This window comes from Marinobacterium sp. MBR-109, from assembly GCF_040547565.1.
GTDB lineage: Bacteria > Pseudomonadota > Gammaproteobacteria > Pseudomonadales > Balneatricaceae > Marinobacterium.
Window position 1 is genome coordinate 344,847 of record NZ_JBEPPZ010000003.1, and the last position, 16,964, is coordinate 361,810.

Annotated in this window: 16 protein-coding genes; 6 read left to right on the top strand and 10 right to left on the bottom strand. The window is 57.9% G+C overall.

Annotated features, from left to right (window positions below; all coding sequences use genetic code 11):
* Nucleotides 1-37: 37 nt before the first annotated feature.
* Complete coding sequence (gene dksA / locus ABIE60_RS06515; RefSeq protein WP_354468624.1) at nucleotides 38-469, bottom strand: RNA polymerase-binding protein DksA; 432 nt, start codon at nucleotides 467-469, stop codon at nucleotides 38-40.
* A gap of 241 nt (nucleotides 470-710) precedes the next feature.
* Between dksA and ABIE60_RS06520 the strand changes: the two genes are divergently transcribed.
* Nucleotides 711-1,877 (top strand): pyridoxal phosphate-dependent aminotransferase, encoded by a 1,167-nt coding sequence (locus tag ABIE60_RS06520; RefSeq protein ID WP_354468648.1) that lies wholly within the window; start codon nucleotides 711-713, stop codon nucleotides 1,875-1,877.
* Here ABIE60_RS06520 and ABIE60_RS06525 read toward each other — a convergent pair.
* Nucleotides 1,864-2,184, bottom strand: a complete 321-nt coding sequence (locus tag ABIE60_RS06525) for a Rieske (2Fe-2S) protein (RefSeq protein WP_354468625.1) — start codon at nucleotides 2,182-2,184, stop codon at nucleotides 1,864-1,866. The two genes, ABIE60_RS06520 and ABIE60_RS06525, sit on opposite strands and share 14 nt — an antisense overlap.
* A 24-nt stretch (nucleotides 2,185-2,208) precedes the next feature.
* On the bottom strand, nucleotides 2,209-3,738 hold the full coding sequence (locus tag ABIE60_RS06530) for a bifunctional aminoglycoside phosphotransferase/ATP-binding protein (RefSeq protein WP_354468626.1): 1,530 nt from the start codon (nucleotides 3,736-3,738) through the stop codon (nucleotides 2,209-2,211).
* Between the two features lie 46 nt (nucleotides 3,739-3,784).
* Here ABIE60_RS06530 and mrcB point away from each other — a divergent pair, with 46 nt between their 5' ends.
* Together mrcB and ABIE60_RS06540 are read left to right on the top strand one after the other, a co-directional pair.
* On the top strand, nucleotides 3,785-6,118 hold the full coding sequence (mrcB, locus tag ABIE60_RS06535; RefSeq protein WP_354468627.1) for a penicillin-binding protein 1B: 2,334 nt from the start codon (nucleotides 3,785-3,787) through the stop codon (nucleotides 6,116-6,118).
* Nucleotides 6,119-6,133: 15 nt separating this feature from the next.
* A complete protein-coding gene (locus ABIE60_RS06540) occupies nucleotides 6,134-6,715 on the top strand; it encodes a tetratricopeptide repeat protein (RefSeq protein WP_354468628.1) in 582 nt (193 codons plus the stop codon).
* Here ABIE60_RS06540 and ABIE60_RS06545 read toward each other — a convergent pair.
* Genes ABIE60_RS06545 through ABIE60_RS06560 form a run of 4 tightly spaced genes read right to left on the bottom strand, consistent with a single transcriptional unit; the run spans nucleotide 6,709 to nucleotide 10,985 of the window.
* Nucleotides 6,709-7,308, bottom strand: coding sequence for a hypothetical protein (locus ABIE60_RS06545; protein ID WP_354468629.1), 600 nt, complete (start codon nucleotides 7,306-7,308; stop codon nucleotides 6,709-6,711). The genes ABIE60_RS06540 and ABIE60_RS06545 overlap by 7 nt on opposite strands.
* Nucleotides 7,309-7,311: 3 nt before the next feature.
* The gene (hemL, locus tag ABIE60_RS06550; RefSeq protein ID WP_354468630.1) at nucleotides 7,312-8,598 is read right to left on the bottom strand and encodes a glutamate-1-semialdehyde 2,1-aminomutase; all 1,287 of its coding nucleotides are present in this window, start codon (nucleotides 8,596-8,598) and stop codon (nucleotides 7,312-7,314) included.
* Between the two features lie 12 nt (nucleotides 8,599-8,610).
* Nucleotides 8,611-9,258: a thiamine phosphate synthase gene (gene thiE, locus ABIE60_RS06555; RefSeq protein WP_354468631.1), complete on the bottom strand. Its 648-nt coding sequence runs from the start codon at nucleotides 9,256-9,258 to the stop codon at nucleotides 8,611-8,613.
* Nucleotides 9,258-10,985 carry a chloride channel protein gene (locus ABIE60_RS06560; RefSeq protein ID WP_354468632.1) on the bottom strand — a complete coding sequence of 576 codons (1,728 nt, stop codon included), beginning with the start codon at nucleotides 10,983-10,985 and terminating at the stop codon, nucleotides 9,258-9,260. Before ABIE60_RS06560 ends, thiE begins: the two co-directional genes overlap by 1 nt.
* A gap of 86 nt (nucleotides 10,986-11,071) precedes the next feature.
* On the opposite strand from ABIE60_RS06560, the gene argC reads away from it, so the two are divergent.
* Together argC and erpA are read left to right on the top strand one after the other, a co-directional pair.
* Nucleotides 11,072-12,106, top strand: coding sequence for an N-acetyl-gamma-glutamyl-phosphate reductase (gene argC, locus ABIE60_RS06565; protein WP_354468649.1), 1,035 nt, complete (start codon nucleotides 11,072-11,074; stop codon nucleotides 12,104-12,106).
* Between the two features lie 61 nt (nucleotides 12,107-12,167).
* Nucleotides 12,168-12,515, top strand: coding sequence for an iron-sulfur cluster insertion protein ErpA (gene erpA, locus ABIE60_RS06570; RefSeq protein WP_354468633.1), 348 nt, complete (start codon nucleotides 12,168-12,170; stop codon nucleotides 12,513-12,515).
* 64 nt (nucleotides 12,516-12,579) lie between these two features.
* On the opposite strand, the gene ABIE60_RS06575 is transcribed toward erpA, so the two are convergent.
* Together ABIE60_RS06575 and ABIE60_RS06580 are read right to left on the bottom strand one after the other, a co-directional pair.
* A complete protein-coding gene (locus tag ABIE60_RS06575; protein ID WP_354468634.1) occupies nucleotides 12,580-13,689 on the bottom strand; it encodes an anhydro-N-acetylmuramic acid kinase in 1,110 nt (369 codons plus the stop codon).
* Nucleotides 13,686-15,089, bottom strand: coding sequence for an OapA family protein (locus ABIE60_RS06580; protein ID WP_354468635.1), 1,404 nt, complete (start codon nucleotides 15,087-15,089; stop codon nucleotides 13,686-13,688). The genes ABIE60_RS06575 and ABIE60_RS06580 overlap by 4 nt, the downstream gene beginning before the upstream one ends.
* A 186-nt stretch (nucleotides 15,090-15,275) precedes the next feature.
* Here ABIE60_RS06580 and tyrS point away from each other — a divergent pair, with 186 nt between their 5' ends.
* Entirely contained in the window at nucleotides 15,276-16,571 is a 1,296-nt protein-coding gene (tyrS, locus tag ABIE60_RS06585; protein WP_354468636.1) for a tyrosine--tRNA ligase, read from the top strand.
* A gap of 120 nt (nucleotides 16,572-16,691) precedes the next feature.
* Here the strand turns inward: tyrS and ABIE60_RS06590 are convergent.
* On the bottom strand, nucleotides 16,692-16,964 hold a 273-nt coding region (locus ABIE60_RS06590; RefSeq protein ID WP_354468637.1), incomplete at its 5' end, for a hypothetical protein.

A 16,964-nucleotide genomic window follows, 5' to 3' on the forward strand; every position in this document is an offset into this window, starting at 1 on the left:
AGCAGGCAGCGGGGCCCGGAGGCCCCTGAATGCAGACTCAGCGACCGAGCTGCTTTTCCTTGATTTCAGCCAGCGTCTTGCAGTCGATGCACAGAGTGGCTGTCGGGCGCGCTTCAAGACGGCGGATGCCGATCTCGACACCGCAGGCCTCGCAGTAGCCGTAGTCATCGGAGTCGATGCTCTCAAGCGCTTCGTCAATCTTGCGGATCAACTTGCGCTCGCGGTCACGGGTGCGCAGTTCAAGGCTGAATTCCTCTTCCTGACTGGCGCGATCGCTTGGGTCAGCAAAGTTGGATGCTTCTTCCTTGAGATGAGTGATGGTGCTGTCAACTTCTTCCATCAGCTCGCGTTTCCAGCCAAGCAGTATCTTGCGGAAATGCTCTTTCTGCGCTTCGTTCATGTACTCCTCGCCGTTGTTGAGCGGGTAGGGTTCGAAGTGCATGAACTTGGTATCTGTTGTTTTAGGCATGGGCGCAGCCTCACGTCATTGGGGGCTCAGACCATGGAAAGCCCGATTGCTCCGGCCTGGCGCCCTGATATGGGAACACTATGGTGCTTTAAAAGCCGGTGAAAGTACCAGAACCCCAGTCTTTAGGCTAGACCTGTTTGGCCTTTTTGCCATCCCGATTGATTTCGCCCGCTACAACACAGGCTTGCAGCGGGTGTTGTCGGATATACTGGGGCGCTTATCTGGATCGGAGGGGATGAAGATGATATCGGACTGGACTGCACGGGCGCGCGAGATTGATTCGTTCAAGGTGATGGATCTGCTCAAGCGTGCGGCTGAGCTGGATGCCGAGGGCAGGGATGTGGTGCATATGGAGGCGGGGGAGCCCGACTTTCCGACAGCAGAGCCGATCATGCAGGCTGCGCGCCGCGCCATGGATGCAGGCCACACGCGCTATACGCCCGCCGGTGGCATCATACCGCTGCGAGAAGCGATTGCTGGCTTTTATCAGCGTCGCTATGGTGTTGAGATCAGCCCGCATCAGGTGCTGGTAACCGCAGGCGCGTCGGGTGCGCTGTTGCTGGCGTTCTCGCTGCTGGCAGCGCCTGGCAGCCGTTTCATGCTGGCGGACCCGGGCTACCCCTGCAATCGTCAGTTTTTGCGCCTGCTGGAAGCACGTGGGCAGTTGGTGCCGGTGGGACCGGAGCTGAACTATCAGTTGAATGCGGATCTGGTGGCACAGCACTGGGCCGACGATACGGCCGGGGTGTTGCTGGCGTCCCCCTCAAACCCGACCGGGTCGGTTGTGCCCACTGATCATCTGCGTGCCATTGCGGATCAGGTACGCCAGTGTGGCGGCTCGCTGATCGTGGATGAGATCTATCATGGTCTCACCTATGGCTTTGATGCGGACACGGTGTTGGGGGTGGCACCGGATGCGCTGGTGCTGAACAGCTTCTCCAAGTATTTCGGCATGACCGGCTGGCGCCTGGGCTGGCTGGTGGCGCCGGAAGAGGCCGTGGCCGAGATGGAAAAGATCGCCCAGAACCTGTTCATCTCGCCGGCAACGCTGTCACAACATGCCGCTTTGGCCGCGTTTGAGCCGGCCACGATCGAGATACTGGAACAGCGCCGGCAGGCGTTTGCGCTGCGTCGTGATCGGCTTGTGGCTGGGCTGAGGGAGCTGGGTTTTGGTATTCCCCGCATGCCGGAGGGCGCTTTTTATGTCTATGCCGACGCTTCGCACCTGACCGATGACAGCTTTGCCTTCTGCTGGTCGTTGCTGGAGGAGGATCATGTCGCGGTGACGCCGGGGGCCGACTTTGGTCATAACCGGCCTGAGCAGTATATCCGCTTCTCCTATACCACGGGACTGGACCGGATCGAACTGGCGCTGGAGCGCCTGCGTCAGCGGATCAGTCGAGCCTGAGCCAGACCTCGCCGTCACGTACCTCGACGGACAGCGCTTCGAGCTGTTCGCCGGGGCAGGGGCCGGCGATGCAGATGCCGTCTTCAATGCCAAACAGGGCGCCATGGGTGGCGCACTGGATGAACTGCTTTTCGTAGTCGAGGAACTGATCCGGTTGCCATTCCAGTCGAATGCCACGATGGGGACAGCTGTTGCGCCAGGCGATGACCCGGTCGCCGCGGCGGATCAGCAGCAGCGCGGTGCCGTCGTCAAGATCGAAGCCGCGAGGTGTATCGGGCATCAAGTCGTCAAGTGTACATATTTTCAATCTGAAAATGCCCTCGGGAGTGGGTCAGTCATCGATCAGCCGCTGGGCGCGCAGTTGGGCCATCAGCTGTTCGATGGCTTCATCATCCCGGGTGTCAACCGGCAGGGTGATAAGCTGCTCGTCACTGGTCAGGGGCTGCTGTATCTGGAGCTGCTCGCGCATCACGGTCACATCCGCATCGGACGGGTCACGCCCCTCGGCTTGGCGCCGTTTCAGGCGTGCCTCAATCAGATTCAGCTCACAGTGGCAGCTGATGATTCTGACCGGAATGTCCAGATTATTGGCCAGTTCGACATAGGCGTTGCGTGTGCGTTGGCGGATGAAGGTCGCATCTACCACCACCGAATAGCCAGCCTTGAGGGCCTGAGACGTTGTGTCGAACAGATGCTGGAAGGTGCGGGTATTCATCTCGGCACCGTACAGTTCCAGCGAGTGCCCCTGCAGGCAAAGTTCGCGGTAGATCCGCTTGCGTTCGACATCAGAGCGTACCCGGATAACGCCGACTGTTTCGGCCAGTCGTTCGCTGAGATAGCTTTTGCCGCTGCCGCTGACGCCATGCATCAGAAAGACGGTGGGGCGGCGTTCTCGGCAGTAGTGAGCTGTCAGCTGCAGGTAGTGGCGGCAGGAATCAAGGTCCGGTTCAAGCCCCAGCATGGCAACCTTGGCGCGCACCATTGAACGGTAGGCCTTGTAAAAGTTGAGCAGGGGCAGGCCGTAATAGTCACCGGTGAGTTCCAGATAACGGTTAAGGCAGCGGTTGGCCCAGCGGAACTGTTGGTTGGCTTCCAGATCCATCAACAGAAACGCCAGGTCGGAGATGGTATCGATCCAGCGAAACTCAAGATTGAACTCGATGCAGTCAAACAGTCGCAACTGATCATGGAACAGGTTGATGTTGGCCAGGTGCAGATCGCCATGGCATTCGCGTACATGCCCCCCCCGCTTGCGTTGCCTGAGCCTGTCTTCCAGTGCACGGAACTGCTGTGCGATCTGTGCAGACAGACGCTGCAGCAGGCTCCAGTCGTCGGCGCCGAGATGGTCCGGCGGGATATGACGGAAGTTGTCAGCCACGACCTCCCACAGTGTATCAGGCTCACCCCAGGGGCTGTCCTGAGCCACGATCGGAATTTTCTGGTGGAACTCCGCAATCTGCTCGGCCAGAAGGTCGATCCAGTGGCTTTCAAACAGCTGTCGCTGCAGCAGGCGGTCAAGCCGCAGTTCAGGATCGAACTGATACATTCTGACCGCGTATTCGATAATCCCTTCGCTGGCTCCCAGCTCGGGTTCTGTGCAGGAGCCGCCAATCGGAACCACATCGATGTAGATATCCGGTGCCAGGCGCTGGTTCAGACGCAGCTCCTCTTCACAGCAGTGGCGTCGCTGCTCAAGCGTGGTGAAGTCGAGAAAGCCGAAATTGACCGGCTTCTTGATCTTGTAGGCGAACTCGCCTGTGAGCAGCAGCCAGGAGATGTGTGTTTCAATCACCCGGATCGGGCCGGTCGGATGAGGATAGAATCCGGGCTCGCTCAGTGACTGTATCAGTTTGGGTAACATGAGACTCCTGCTGTTGTCAGCGATGGCATGAGATTATACTGACGCGATGACTAAAAAGAGAACCTCCTCTGCAAAACGACGCACTGCGCGTCAGCAAAAACATCCCTCCCGTCTTTGGCGACTGATGCGCTGGCTGTTAAAGCTGGGGGTCGTTCTGTCGGTCATCGCGGGGGTTGGTCTGATCTATCTTGATGCTCAGGTGCGCAGCAAGTTCGAGGGCAAGCGCTGGGCGCTGCCGGCCAAGGTATACGCGCGTCCGCTGGAACTTTACCCCGGACAGAAGCTGGCCATGGATGAGCTCAAGCAGGAGCTCAGAGCACTGGGCTATCGCTTTGAACGCCAGGCCAGTCGGCCGGGAAGCGTCGAGTGGGCCAGCAGTCGGGCACGTATTCACAGTCGAGGTTTCAACTTTCCTGACGGGGCTGAGCCGTCCCATAACATGTTGCTGAGTTTCTCCGGTGATCGACTTGAATCCATCCGGGCTCAGAGCGGGCAGCAATTGCCTCTGGTGAGGCTGGAGCCGGTTCTGATCGGCGGCATTTACCCTCGCTCCAATGAGGATCGCGACCTGATCAAGCTGGAACAGGCACCGTCCTATCTGGCGCAGGCGCTGGTCACGGTTGAAGACCGGGCGTTCTATGAACACCACGGCGTTTCGCTCAAGGGGATCGCCCGAGCCATGTGGGTCAACATCCGTGCCGGTCGTTTTGCCCAGGGCGGCAGTACGCTGACCCAGCAGCTGATCAAGAACTTCTACCTGACCTCGGATCGGACCCTGAGCCGCAAGCTGCTGGAGCTGCCGATGGCGGTGCTGCTGGAGCTGCACTACTCCAAGGAAGAGATTCTTGAAGCCTACCTGAATGAAGTGTATCTGGGGCAGTCCGGCAGCCGCGCGATTCATGGTTTCGGGCTGGCCAGTGAGTATTTTTTTGCCAGCCCGGTCACTGAACTGGAGCTGCACCAGGTTGCGCTGCTGGTCGGCATGGTGAAAGGTCCCTCCTGGTATGATCCGCGTCGCCATCCAGAACGCGCGCTGGAGCGTCGCAATCTGGTGTTGAAGATGCTGTTTGAACAGCGACACATCAGCCGGGCGGAATATGATGAAGCCAGAAACCGCACGCTGGGCGTGGTGCAGCAGCGCAGCCTGCATAAGGGGATGTATCCGGCCTATCTTGATCTGGTCAAGCGCAAGCTGAGGGAGGAGTACCGCGATGATGATCTGGCAACGGAAGGGCTGCGCATCTTCACGACTCTTGATCCGTTGGTGCAGACCCGGGCCGAGGCGGCGCTTGAGCAGAGTATTAAACAGTTGGAGCAGCGCTACGGCAGCAGGGCTGCCGAGCTTGAGGCCAGTATGGTGGTCACGGATCCGCAGACCGGTGAGGTGTTGGCACTGATTGGCGGGCGTGAAACACGCTACGAAGGCTTCAATCGCGCGCTGGATGCGCTGCGTCCAATCGGCTCACTGGTAAAGCCTGCTGTATATCTGGCGGCACTGGAGCAGGGGTATACATTGGCGACGCCGCTTCGGGATGAGCCCTTTGAATTGAAGCAGCCCGATGGGTCGCTGTGGCAGCCGCAGAATTTTGATCGACGCAGTCACGGGGTGGTGCCACTGCACCGTTCACTGGCGCTTTCCTATAATCAGTCCACCGCTCGCTTGGGAATGGAGGTCGGTTTGGAGCGCGTGATTGACATGCTGGAGCGCCTCGGGGCCGAACGCGAGCTCAAGCCTTTTCCCTCTTTGCTGCTGGGTGCCCAGGCTCTGTCGCCACTGGAGTTGGCCAGTATCTATCAGACCATCGCGGCGAATGGTTTCAAGGTGCCTTTGCGAGTGATACGCCGGGTAACCGATGCTGAAGGTGAAGAGTTGTCACGTTATCCGTTTACATTGAAACAGCAGGTAAAGCCCGAGGTTGTGCATCTGATGCAATATGCCCTGCAGGAAGTGGCACGCGAAGGTACGGCGCGCAGCGTCTACAATACCCTGCCGGCGAATCTGAACGTGGCCGGCAAGACCGGCACCTCGAACGACCAGCGTGACAGCTGGTTTGCAGGCTTTACGGGTGATCGGCTTGCAGTGGTCTGGCTGGGGCGTGATGATAATACGCCACTGCCGTTCACTGGATCGAGTGGTGCTCTGCGGGTCTGGACCGAGCTGATGCGACGTGAGCGTCCGGAGCCGTTTATCGCAACTCGCCCTTCCGGCGTTGAGTATGTCTGGATCGATGAGGCAACAGGTCTGCGCTCGGATGAGCGCTGTGAGGGTTCTCGTCAGCTGCCGTTCCTGCAGGGCACGGCACCAGAGCAAAGCGTCGATTGCGGTCAGCATAATCCGGTAAGTCGCTCACTTGACTGGTTCCGCAACTGGTTTAACTGATCAAAGAAGGACAGCATGAAAAAGATCTGTTTGATGGCAGCGCTGGCTGCTCTGCTTGTCGGCTGTGCAAGCCCCAATCCCTATCGTGCACCCGTGGAGGATCGGGGCGGTCGCGCTCCGGCTGCAGAGCCCCCCGGCAGTGTGATTCCGGTTGAGGAAGCCCCGGAAGTGCAGGTGATTCCGGTGGGTGAGGCGACGGTGATTCGCGCTCAGCGTGAATCACCGTCGCCTGTTTCCCAGACTCAAGCAGTCCCCGAAACACTGCAGCTTCAGCCACAGAGCCCTGCGGTCGTTGCCTTGCTGGAAAATGCCCGCAGCGATACCGGCAGTGGCGATCTGCGTACGGCCCAGAGTCGATTGGAGCGCGCCTTGCGCATCGCCCCGCGCGATCCTGAAGTCTACATCCAGCTGGCGGATGTGCAGCGCCGACAGGGGCAGTTCCTGCAGGCAGAGCAGGTTGCCTTGAAGGGAATCAGCATCGCCTCCGGGCAAGACAGCGCCCTGCGCCGTTTATGGACGCTGGTGGCCGAAATTCGCAATGAGGGGGGTAACAGTGCCGGTGCGGCTGAAGCGCACCAGCGAGCCGCCGCCTATTGAGGCGACGGCTGTTTGACCTGGCTCAACAGGGCAAAGGCAAACAGAGGCAGGGCGGCTGCCAGTGCTGTGCTGAGCGCAAAGGCTGGCAACGGGGGCACCGGCAGAAGCGGACTGCACACGGCAACAGCCAGCAGCATCCCACTGCCGGCTGAGGCCAGTCGTGCATGAATGCCCTGCAGGCGCAGGGCGGAACCCAGCAGCACAAGGCTGATGGCAATGCCCATTGCAAGCGTGTAGGCCTCACCAAGCTCCATGCGTCGGCACAGTTCAAACAGGGCAAACAGTCCCAGCAGCCATCTTCCCCAGCCCGCTCTGGACCAGTGCCACTGCATCGCCTGTCCCAGCATGACGGTAGCCAGCAGGGGCAAGGCGGCATACAGTGCCAGGTTATCCAGCATGCGCTGCAGTGTTTCAATATCCTGTCCGCTGCCGGTAAGCGTCAGGCGGCCCAGTGCGGCAACGGCTACAAACACCAGCGCCAGGCTGCTCACTTTCAACAACAGACTCTGTTCTTCAGACGTGTCTTCCGTCTGGCGGAACATCAGCACCGCACTGAACAGGGCGGCTACCAACAGTACAATATCGCCCGCCATGTGTTATCCCGCCAGTTTGGCAAATACGCTGTCAGCCGCTTCCAGGGTCGCATCCAGCTCGGCTTCGGTGTGTGCATTGGAAACAAAGCCCGCTTCAAACGCAGAAGGTGCCAGATAGATACCCGCATCGAGCATGCCGTGGAAGAACTGGCCGAAGCGCTCGGCATCACAGCGCATCACGTCAGCAAAGCTGCTGACCGTTTCCTGCTCGGTGAAGAACAGGCCGAACATGCCGCCGATGGCGCTGGTGGTGAATGCGATGCCGTGCCGTTTGGCCATCGCTTCCAGTCCCTGAGTCAGGTATTCGGTCTTGGCAGCGAGCTGTTCATGGATACCCGGCTCACGCAGTGACTTCAGCATGGTCAGGCCGGCGGCCATGGCCAGTGGATTGCCTGACAGAGTGCCAGCCTGATACACCGGGCCCAGTGGCGCAATATGTTGCATGATCTCGCGCTTGCCACCGAAGGCACCGACCGGCAGGCCACCACCGATGATCTTGCCCAGTGTGGTCAGATCCGGTTTGATGTTGAAATATTCCTGAGCGCCGCCCAGCGCCACACGGAACCCGGTCATCACTTCGTCGAAAATCAGTACGCTGCCGTGTTCGTCGCAGACTTCGCGCAGACACTCCAGAAAGCCGGATTTGGGCAGAATGCAGTTCATGTTGCCGGCAACCGGCTCGACAATAATGCAGGCGACCTGATCACCGATCTCGGCAAAGGCCTGACGGACATTGTCGATGTCGTTATAGGTCAGGGTGATGGTATGTTCGGCCAGCGAGGCCGGGACGCCCGGTGAGTTGGGTTCACCCAGCGTCAATGCGCCGGAGCCGGCCTTGACCAGCAGAGAGTCGGAGTGACCATGGTAGCAGCCCTCGAACTTCACGATCTTGTCTCGACCGGTGTAACCGCGGGCCAAACGGATGGCACTCATGGTGGCTTCGGTACCGGAGCTGACCATGCGGACCATCTCCATGGAAGGCACCAGTTCGCAGACCAGGTCAGCCATTTCGGTTTCAATGCCGGTGGGGGCACCAAACCCGAGGCCGTTATCCAGTGCAGCGCGCACCGCTTCAATCACGGGAGGGAATGAGTGCCCGAGCAGCATGGGGCCCCATGAACCTACATAGTCGATGTAGCGGCGGTCGTCTTCGTCATACAGGAAAGGACCCTCGCCTCGCTTGAAAAAAACGGGTGTGCCACCAACGCCCTTGAATGCGCGAACCGGCGAGTTGACGCCGCCGGGGATGTGAGTCTGAGCGGCCTTGAACAGGGATTCTGAACGGGACATGTGTCGCTTCCTTTAATGGTCTTGTGCCTGAATACGGAACAGCCGGCTGAACTGTTCAGCCCGAGTGCGAATATCCTGCGCGGCGAACAGGACGTGTACGACTGCTGTCATGTCGGCGCCGGCTGCAATCACTTGTGCCGCATTATCCACGCTGAGGCCGCCTATCGCCACCATGGGCACACTCAGTTGCGCTCGTGCCGTGGAGAGCAATGACAGGGGAGCCGGGCTGGCGCCGGGTTTGGTGCTGGAGGGAAAGAAAGCGCCGAAGGCAACGTAGCTGGCACCTTCGGTTTCGGCCCTGATGGCAAGCTCAAGCCGGTCATGGCAGGTCTGTCCGATGATGGCGGTCTTGCCCAGGCGCTGTCGTGCCTCCGTGAGGCTGCCATCACCCTGGCCCAGATGCACGCCATCAGCCTTGCAGGATAATGCCAGCTCTACATCATCGTTGATCAGAAAAATACAGCCATGGGTGTGGCACAGTGCGCGCAAGGCGCTGGCCTGTTCAAGGCGATGTGCTGAGTTGTTTGACTTGTCCCGATACTGTAATACCTTCATGCCGCCGGCGATGGCGGCTTCACAGGCGTTCAGCATCGTCTGGGTATCGGGCATGAGGGTGGCATCGGTAATGCCGTAAAGACCTGACAGAGAAAATGTGGGCATCAGAGGCTCTGCTTGTGGTTGTAGTAGGACTCGATCTGTTCTTTGCTGATCAGCCCCAGTGGGGACTCCTGGTTGCTTACGACAAGCAGGTAGTCAAGCTGGTGTTGCAGCATCAGATCAAGCGCTTCCTTCAGCGTGGAACGATAGAGCAGGGGCATTACATCCCGCCGCTGTGCCGGTATCTCCAGCAGGTTTATCGATAATTCGGGGTCGGTTGCGTCTGCCGCTTCATTTTCAAGCCAAACTTTCAGGTCAGCCGGCGGCAGCAAAAAGCTGTTATCGCCCTTTTGCACCAGCAGCCACTGAGGTGCTGCGGTCAGCAGGTCACGTGCAGACGACAGGCTGATGATACTCTCGGTCTCCGCAAAATTTCGTTGCATCAGGCTGCCAACGGCTGCTCGAGACAGCACCTGAGTCAATGGCGCCTGGCGCAGATCCATCCCCTGCGCCTGCAGAGATGCGTGGAATATCGAAGGCAGGCCGAAACCGTAACGGGTGGTGAGGTTGGCGATGACGATAGCCAGCATGCCGGGCAGGATGATCGCGGTGTTGTGGGTCAGCTCCAGCATCGCCAGCAGGGCTGCCAGCGGGGCGTTGAGCAGTGCTGCCATCATCGCACCCATGCCGAGCATGGCGTACAGGGCTGTGTCGGTCGTCAGTCCCAGGCTGTTGGCTGTTGCGCCAAGCAGAGCGCCGGCCGAGGCGCCAATAAACAGGGAGGGTGCAATGAGCCCTGCCGGTATGCCCAGTGCGATGATCACTGGAGTCAGAAGCCACTTGGCCAGCAACAGCCCGAGTAGCCAGATGGCCGCAGGCTGGGTGTGGAACAGGGCCTCGATGGTATCGTAGCCACTGCCCATTACCTCCGGCCAGTGCATCGCCACCAGTCCGGTGAGAGTGCCGGCGAGCAGAAATCGAGTGGCTATGCTCCACTGGCATATACGGAAAGTGTGACGATGCAGAAAATGAAAACCGGCGGCGAGAAGCCCGGTCATTAGCCCAAGCAACATCACCAGCGGCAGCTCGGACAATCCGTGGATCTGCAGGGCCGGGGCATTGAATACAATGGCTTCGCCTACAGTCAGGCGCACCACAACATCCCCGACCACGGCTGCTACCATAATGGGCAAAAAACCGACCAGAGTGTACTCAAGCAGAATCACTTCCATGGCAAAAATGACACCTGCCAGAGGCGTGTTGAAAGCGGCAGAGATGCCGGCCGCGGCGCCACAGCCGACCAGCAGTCGCAGCGTGTTGTTGGGCAAATTGAGCCGTTGGCCAAGCCAGCTGCTGGAGGCGGCCCCCATATGGACGGCCGGGCCTTCACGGCCGACCGAGTGGCCACTGGCCAGTGCAATGAGTGCGGCCAGCAACTGGACCAGCATGTTGCCGCCGGGCATGCGACCCTGATGGTTGTTGAGGCGCTCCAGCAGGTGGACGATACCCACGCTGCGAGCATGGGCGGGGATCGAAAGGTAAAGCAGAATCAGCAACAGGCTGCCGACCACGGGAAACAGCAGGCGACTGATTTCGGGAAGGCTTTCAAAGTTTTCGGTTCCGCCGGAAAGCAGCCAGTACTGCAACAGGTTGTAAGCACCTCGGAACAGGCTTATGAGTCCGCCTGCCACCAGCCCCGACAATACCCCAAGCACCACCAGCTGGGGCAAGGCATCAACATGAGCCAGCCGGGTGCGGAAGTGTTCCAGTGACAGCAGTCGGTGTGGCATGATGGGCTCTCGGGTGCTCGGTGGTCATCTGCAGAACGGCTGAGTATTATACCCTAACAGTTTTCGCATACTGATGAGAGGTGCATGTGGTCAAGGTAGGTATCGTCGGCGGAACCGGTTATACCGGTGTTGAATTGTTGCGGCTTCTGGCCAACCACCCGCAGGCTCGGGTTGACGTCATTACATCCCGATCCGAGGAAGGCATTCCGGTTGCCGACATGTATCCCAACCTGCGCGGCCACCATGATATTGCCTTCACGGTTCCGGATGTGGATCGGCTGGCGGGCTGTGATGTGGTGTTCTTCGCCACCCCTCACGGGGTCGCCATGAGCATGGCGCCGGAGCTGGTCGCGCGCGGTGTGCGTGTGATCGACTTGGGTGCTGACTTCCGCATCAAGGATATCGAGCTGTGGGAGAAATGGTACAACCTCAAGCACACCTGTCCCGACCTGGTGGCCAAGGCTGTGTATGGCCTGCCCGAACTGAACCGTGATCAGATCAAGGGGGCTGAACTGATCGGCTGTGCTGGTTGTTATCCCACTGCCGTGCAGTTGGGCTATCTGCCGCTGCTGGAAAGCAAGCTGGTTGATCATCGTCGCCTGATCGCGGACTGCAAGTCAGGTGCCAGCGGTGCCGGACGTGGTGCCAACGTTGGCACTCTGCTGTGTGAAGCCAGCGAAAGCGTCAAGGCCTACGGCGTGCCCGGTCATCGCCATCTGCCCGAAATTCGTCAGGGCCTCTCCGGTATTGCTGAACGTCCTGTTGGCCTGACTTTCTCGCCTCATTTGATGCCGATGATCCGTGGTATTCATGCAACCCTGTATTCTGTCTTGAAAGACCCAGTGGGGCCTGATCTGCAGGCGCTGTTTGAGGAGCGCTATCGCAATGAGCCTTTCGTGGACGTTATGCCAGCCGGCAGCCACCCTGAAACACGCAGTGTGAAAGGCTCCAATATGTGCCGTATCAGTGTGCATCAACCGCAGGGTGAAGATGTCGTTGTTGTGCTATCGGTCATCGACAATCTGGTCAAAGGGGCATCCGGTCAGGCGGTGCAGATCATGAATCTGATGTTTGATCTGCCGGAGCGCTCAGGTCTCGAACAGGTCGCACTGATGCCGTAATACTTGACTAATTTGGTTGGTTTAGTCAAAATGCGCGGCATTGAAAAGGTTTGGTGTGACTATGAGTGAAACTGCACAGGATGCTCCGCTTGCGTTTACCGAAGCGGCAGCGCGAAAAGTTAGACGTTTGCTCGATGAAGAGCAAAATGACAATCTCAAGTTGCGGGTTTATATCACCGGTGGTGGCTGTGCCGGCTTTTCCTATGGTTTTACCTTCGACGAAAATACGGCTGATGACGATACGGTCGTTGAGCGTGACGGTGTGCTGTTGGTGGTTGACCCGATGAGCTTCCAGTATCTGGTTGGTGCTGAGGTGGATTACAAGGAAGGCCTGCAGGGTTCGCAGTTTGTAATCAACAACCCCAATGCGGCCACAACCTGTGGCTGTGGTTCTTCCTTCTCGATTTGATCTCTTGCTACCGATGCGGTCAGTCAAAACGCCAGCGCTGAGCTGGCGTTTTGCATTCCCTGCTTCAGGCCGGGCAGATGGTACCGAGTATGCGAGGGCCTCTCGCACCTGTCACTTCTGGCAGGTTTGAGGGCTGGTATTGAAGGGTCCGCATGGCAAACCATGCAAAAGCGGTTGCCTCAACCCAGTCAGGATCAAGCCCAAGTAAGGTTGTGCTGTCGATGCGGCAATCTGACAGTCGGGCGCGAATCCGTTCCACCAATCGACTGTTGTGGCTGCCGCCGCCACACAGATATATCTCGGGCTCCATCAGCGGGTGACTACGTATGGCGTCACACAGCGAGATGGCCGTCAGTTCCAGCAGGGTCGCCTGTACATCTTCCGGGGCGGGCTCGTGGCCGAGTTGAGCAAGCACAGTGTTGAGCCAATTCGGGTTGAAGTCTTCGCGTCCGGTACTTTTGGGTGGTGCGGCATGGAAAAACGGGTGTGCCAGCAGGATATTCAGCAGTTTGCTATCGACCGTGCCCGTTGCGGCCCAGGCACCATCTCTGTCGTAACAGCCCAGCCGGTTGTGTTCGATCCAGCCATCCATCAGTACATTGGCCGGTCCCGTGTCATATCCAAGCACCGGAGTCATGGGATCAGCCGGCAGTAAGGTGATATTGGCCATACCGCCAAGGTTGGCGACCACTCGGTCAGCAACCGGAGTGCGAAACAGCGCCTCATGAAAAGCGGGCACCAGTGGTGCCCCCTGACCACCTGCAGCCAGGTCCCGGCGGCGGAAATCCGCTACGGTAGTAATACCGGTGCGCTCTGCAATCGTGTTTGGATCACCAATCTGCAGGCTGAAGCCGGCATCCGGCCGATGGCGAACAGTCTGGCCATGGGAGCCTACCGCCTTGATTGTATCGGCAGCCACCCCGGCCTGTCGCAGCAAACACAAGGCTGCATCGGCAAAAGTTTCGCCCAACGCTATATCCAGTCGTCCCAGTTGCTCTATTTCATCATTGCCGGATTGTGTCAGCTGCATGATCTGCCGGCGCAGCTCAGTGTGCATCGGGTAGCTGTAATGCGAGCAGAGTTCGAAGGAGGGCGTGAACCGAACCAGGACGGCGTCTATGCTGTCCAGACTTGTACCGGACATCAGCCCGATATAAAACTCAGAGCGGGTCATTGTTCGGACTCATTCATGGCAAGGCGCGTGTCGACTCGCTGATTCAGTTCTGCCATGACGCTTCCAGCCTGCGAAGCAAAAGCCCCCATCTCGCTTGCTGGAACCGATTCTGCCTGCGGCAGGGCGACAGTGAGTGGGTTTTTATGCGCGCCATTGATGCGAAATTCGTAATGCAGGTGCGGGCCGGTGGCGAGGCCTGATGCGCCAACATAGCCGATAACCTGGCCCTGCTTGACGCGACTGCCATTATTGACGCCGTTCTGGTAGCGGCTCATGTGCGCATAAAGCGTTGTAATGTTGCCACCGTGCTGGATGATGACAGTACGGCCATAACCGCCCTTGGTTCCGCGCCAGATGACCTTGCCATCACCGGCAGCCTTGATTGGTGTGCCGGTAGCGGCAGCATAATCAACCCCTCTATGGGGACGTTTTTTACCCAGCACCGGATGAAAACGTTCCGGTTTGAAATGTGAGCTGATACGGCGGAAGTCTACGGGTGAGCGCAAGAACGCCTTGCGCATGCTGCGACCATCGGGGGTGAAATAGTTGGTTTCTCCTTTGCTGTCGGTATAGCGCACGGCTTCGTAACTCTGTCCCTGGTTGACGAAGCGAGCGGCGAGAATGTTGCCGTCACCGATCTTCTCACCTTCAAGAAATTCTTCCTCAAACAGTACCTGGAAGCTGTCGCCACGGCGAATGTCGAGCGCAAAATCCACATCCCAGCCAAAAATGGAGGCCAACTCCATGATGACCTTATCAGAGAGGCCCGCGCGGGCGGCATCGAGGAACAGAGAGTTTTCGATCTGTCCATGCGCGTGGGCGGTATGCTTCTCGGGAGTCCGTTCTTCCTCTATCACTTCATAACCCTGCTCGGCGTGAACCAGCAGTGTACTGCTCAAGCGGCTGCGAACATGGCGCAGCTTTGCCAGCTGACCATCCTCGACAAGAAGGGCAATGTGTTCACCGGGACGCAGCCGCTTGAGTGCATCGCTTCCGCTTACGGCGCTGGATACTCGATAGACCTCACGCGGGCCAAGGCCTGCTCGCTTGAACAGAGTGGTCAGGTTGTCGCCGGCCTGAATACGATACTCGACCCAGTTTTCGGTCGGGGCTGCAGGTTCTGCAGGAAGGGGGACAGCCTCGGGTATGGCGGAAGTTGCAAGTGTTGTCGAGGGGGCGGCTGAAGTCGGTGGAGAGCTTTGCGTGTCGGGCTCCGCGGGATGTGATGTGTCGGCAGCTGCAGTGGCAGGAAGCTGCTGGTGTGCAATAGGCCTGTTAATCGCTTCGGCCTCTTCGGTTGGCATCAAAATGAATATCAGGCTGATCACTGCAATACAAATCATGGCAGCGGCAATGTGTATCGGAGGAAGCTGGCGCAAGGTACGGAGAAAAGAGGTCACGAACACACCCATATCATTTTGAAAATTCGCTGACGTTGACACCGGAGTATAACGGAAATTCAACATTTTTATATTTGTCGGGCGTCAGTGGATCGCTGGTAATGGATAGAGTTTGTTCACATTCCTGTGAGCGTTTAGAATGCGCCATCGGCTTACACTCAACCCATATAGAGGGATTCAGGCGGTATGAACGCAAACAGTTTGATTGAGGATCTCAAGGCCCGGGGTCTGGTTGCCCAGACGACCAATGAAGAAGAGCTGGTCGAGCATCTGTCTCAGGGGCCGGTGACGCTTTATTGCGGCTTTGACCCCACTGCAGACAGTTTGCACCTTGGTCACCTGGTGCCCCTGTTAATGCTCAAGCGATTTCAGCAGGCAGGTCATCGCCCCATTGCGCTGGTCGGCGGGGCCACTGGCCTGATTGGAGACCCAAGCTTCAAGGATCAGGAGCGCCAGCTGAACTCGGCTGAAATCGTACAGCAATGGAGCGAATGCCTTAAATCCCAGATCAGCCGTTTCATTGATTTTGATGGTGAAGGTGGTGCTGTATTGGCAAATAACTACGACTGGACGGCCAGTGTTGATGTACTCAGCTTCCTGCGTGACATCGGCAAGCACTTCACGGTCAATAAAATGATTGCCAAAGAGTCGGTCAAGCAGCGTATTGAACGTGAAGGCTCCGGTTTGTCATTCACGGAGTTCACGTACCAGATCCTGCAGTCCTATGACTATCAGCAACTGAATCAGAAGTATGGCTGCACACTGCAGATTGGTGGGTCTGACCAGTGGGGGAATATCGTTGGTGGTATAGAACTGACACGGCGTGTGAATGGTGCTGCCACTCATGCGCTGACGCTGCCCCTGATTACTAAGTCTGATGGCACCAAATTTGGCAAAACCGAAAGCGGTGCGGTGTGGCTGGATGCGAAAAAGACATCTCCCTATGCGTTCTATCAGTTCTGGCTGCAAACGCCCGATGCCGATGTCTACCGTTTCATGAAGTTCTTCACCTTCCTGTCAGTTGCTGAAATTGAAGCGATAGAGGCAGAAGACCGTGCTCGTGAGGGACGCCCCCAGGCGCAGCGTATTCTTGCAGAACAGATGACCGAAATGGTACATGGCAAGGAAGCGCTTGATGCCGCCTGTCGTATTACTGAAGCACTGTTTTCCGGTGATGTTTCCGAGCTTAGTGCAGAAGATTATGCTCAGCTGGAGCAGGATGGTCTGCCCTCAACGCAGGTGCCTCAGGATCTCAATGGCATGCCGCTCACAACGCTCTTTGCTGAGGCGGGACTGGCTGGTTCCGGTAAGCAGGTGAAAGATGCCCTGCAGCGTAACGCCGTCATTATTAACGACCAAGTATGCGGAATGGAGCAGAACATGGCCGCTGAACAGTTGTTTTCGGCTGAAGCGAGTCGCTTCGGCAAATACTTCCTGGTCAAGCTCGGCAAGAAGAAGCACCATCTTTTCTACCTGCTGTAAATTCACATGGCTTCAGGTATATGAAAACAACAGGCGCCTTTGCGCCTGTTGTTGTTTTGGATAGTGGCAAAGCCTGTTTTCATCATTCTGAAACTTTTTTACAAACAGCTGTTGACTCCCTCAGTGGTGTCTGTAGAATTCGCCTCCTCGCTTGAGACGCTCCACCGGAAACGGTTCAGAGCAGCCTCGGTGAGCAAGTAGTAAGCTGTTGAATTGAGTGGTTTTTTGGTTCATCATCGTACTTCTTGAGTGGTTGCCGTAACGTTGTTTGAGCGCCTCGCGCTGAAACAGAAAACGAAAAAAACGGTTGACACTGAAACGGGCTGCGGTAGAATACGCGCCTCGCTTGAGACAACAGGTTGCACCGAGCAGTTCAACGGTGCGGTTGGTCAA

Bases quoted from the DNA above. Each gene is read 5' to 3' on its own strand.
- ABIE60_RS06530 (WP_354468626.1), bottom strand. From the start codon at position 3,738: ATGTTACCCAAACTGATACAGTCACTGAGCGAGCCCGGATTCTATCCT.
- erpA (WP_354468633.1), top strand. From the start codon at position 12,168: ATGAGTGAAACTGCACAGGATGCTCCGCTTGCGTTTACCGAAGCGGCA.
- ABIE60_RS06545 (WP_354468629.1), bottom strand. From the start codon at position 7,308: ATGGCGGGCGATATTGTACTGTTGGTAGCCGCCCTGTTCAGTGCGGTG.
- hemL (WP_354468630.1), bottom strand. From the start codon at position 8,598: ATGTCCCGTTCAGAATCCCTGTTCAAGGCCGCTCAGACTCACATCCCC.
- ABIE60_RS06560 (WP_354468632.1), bottom strand. From the start codon at position 10,985: ATGCCACACCGACTGCTGTCACTGGAACACTTCCGCACCCGGCTGGCT.
- mrcB (WP_354468627.1), top strand. From the start codon at position 3,785: ATGACTAAAAAGAGAACCTCCTCTGCAAAACGACGCACTGCGCGTCAG.
- tyrS (WP_354468636.1), top strand. From the start codon at position 15,276: ATGAACGCAAACAGTTTGATTGAGGATCTCAAGGCCCGGGGTCTGGTT.
- ABIE60_RS06575 (WP_354468634.1), bottom strand. From the start codon at position 13,689: ATGACCCGCTCTGAGTTTTATATCGGGCTGATGTCCGGTACAAGTCTG.
- thiE (WP_354468631.1), bottom strand. From the start codon at position 9,258: ATGCCCACATTTTCTCTGTCAGGTCTTTACGGCATTACCGATGCCACC.
- ABIE60_RS06520 (WP_354468648.1), top strand. From the start codon at position 711: ATGATATCGGACTGGACTGCACGGGCGCGCGAGATTGATTCGTTCAAG.
- ABIE60_RS06540 (WP_354468628.1), top strand. From the start codon at position 6,134: ATGAAAAAGATCTGTTTGATGGCAGCGCTGGCTGCTCTGCTTGTCGGC.
- dksA (WP_354468624.1), bottom strand. From the start codon at position 469: ATGCCTAAAACAACAGATACCAAGTTCATGCACTTCGAACCCTACCCG.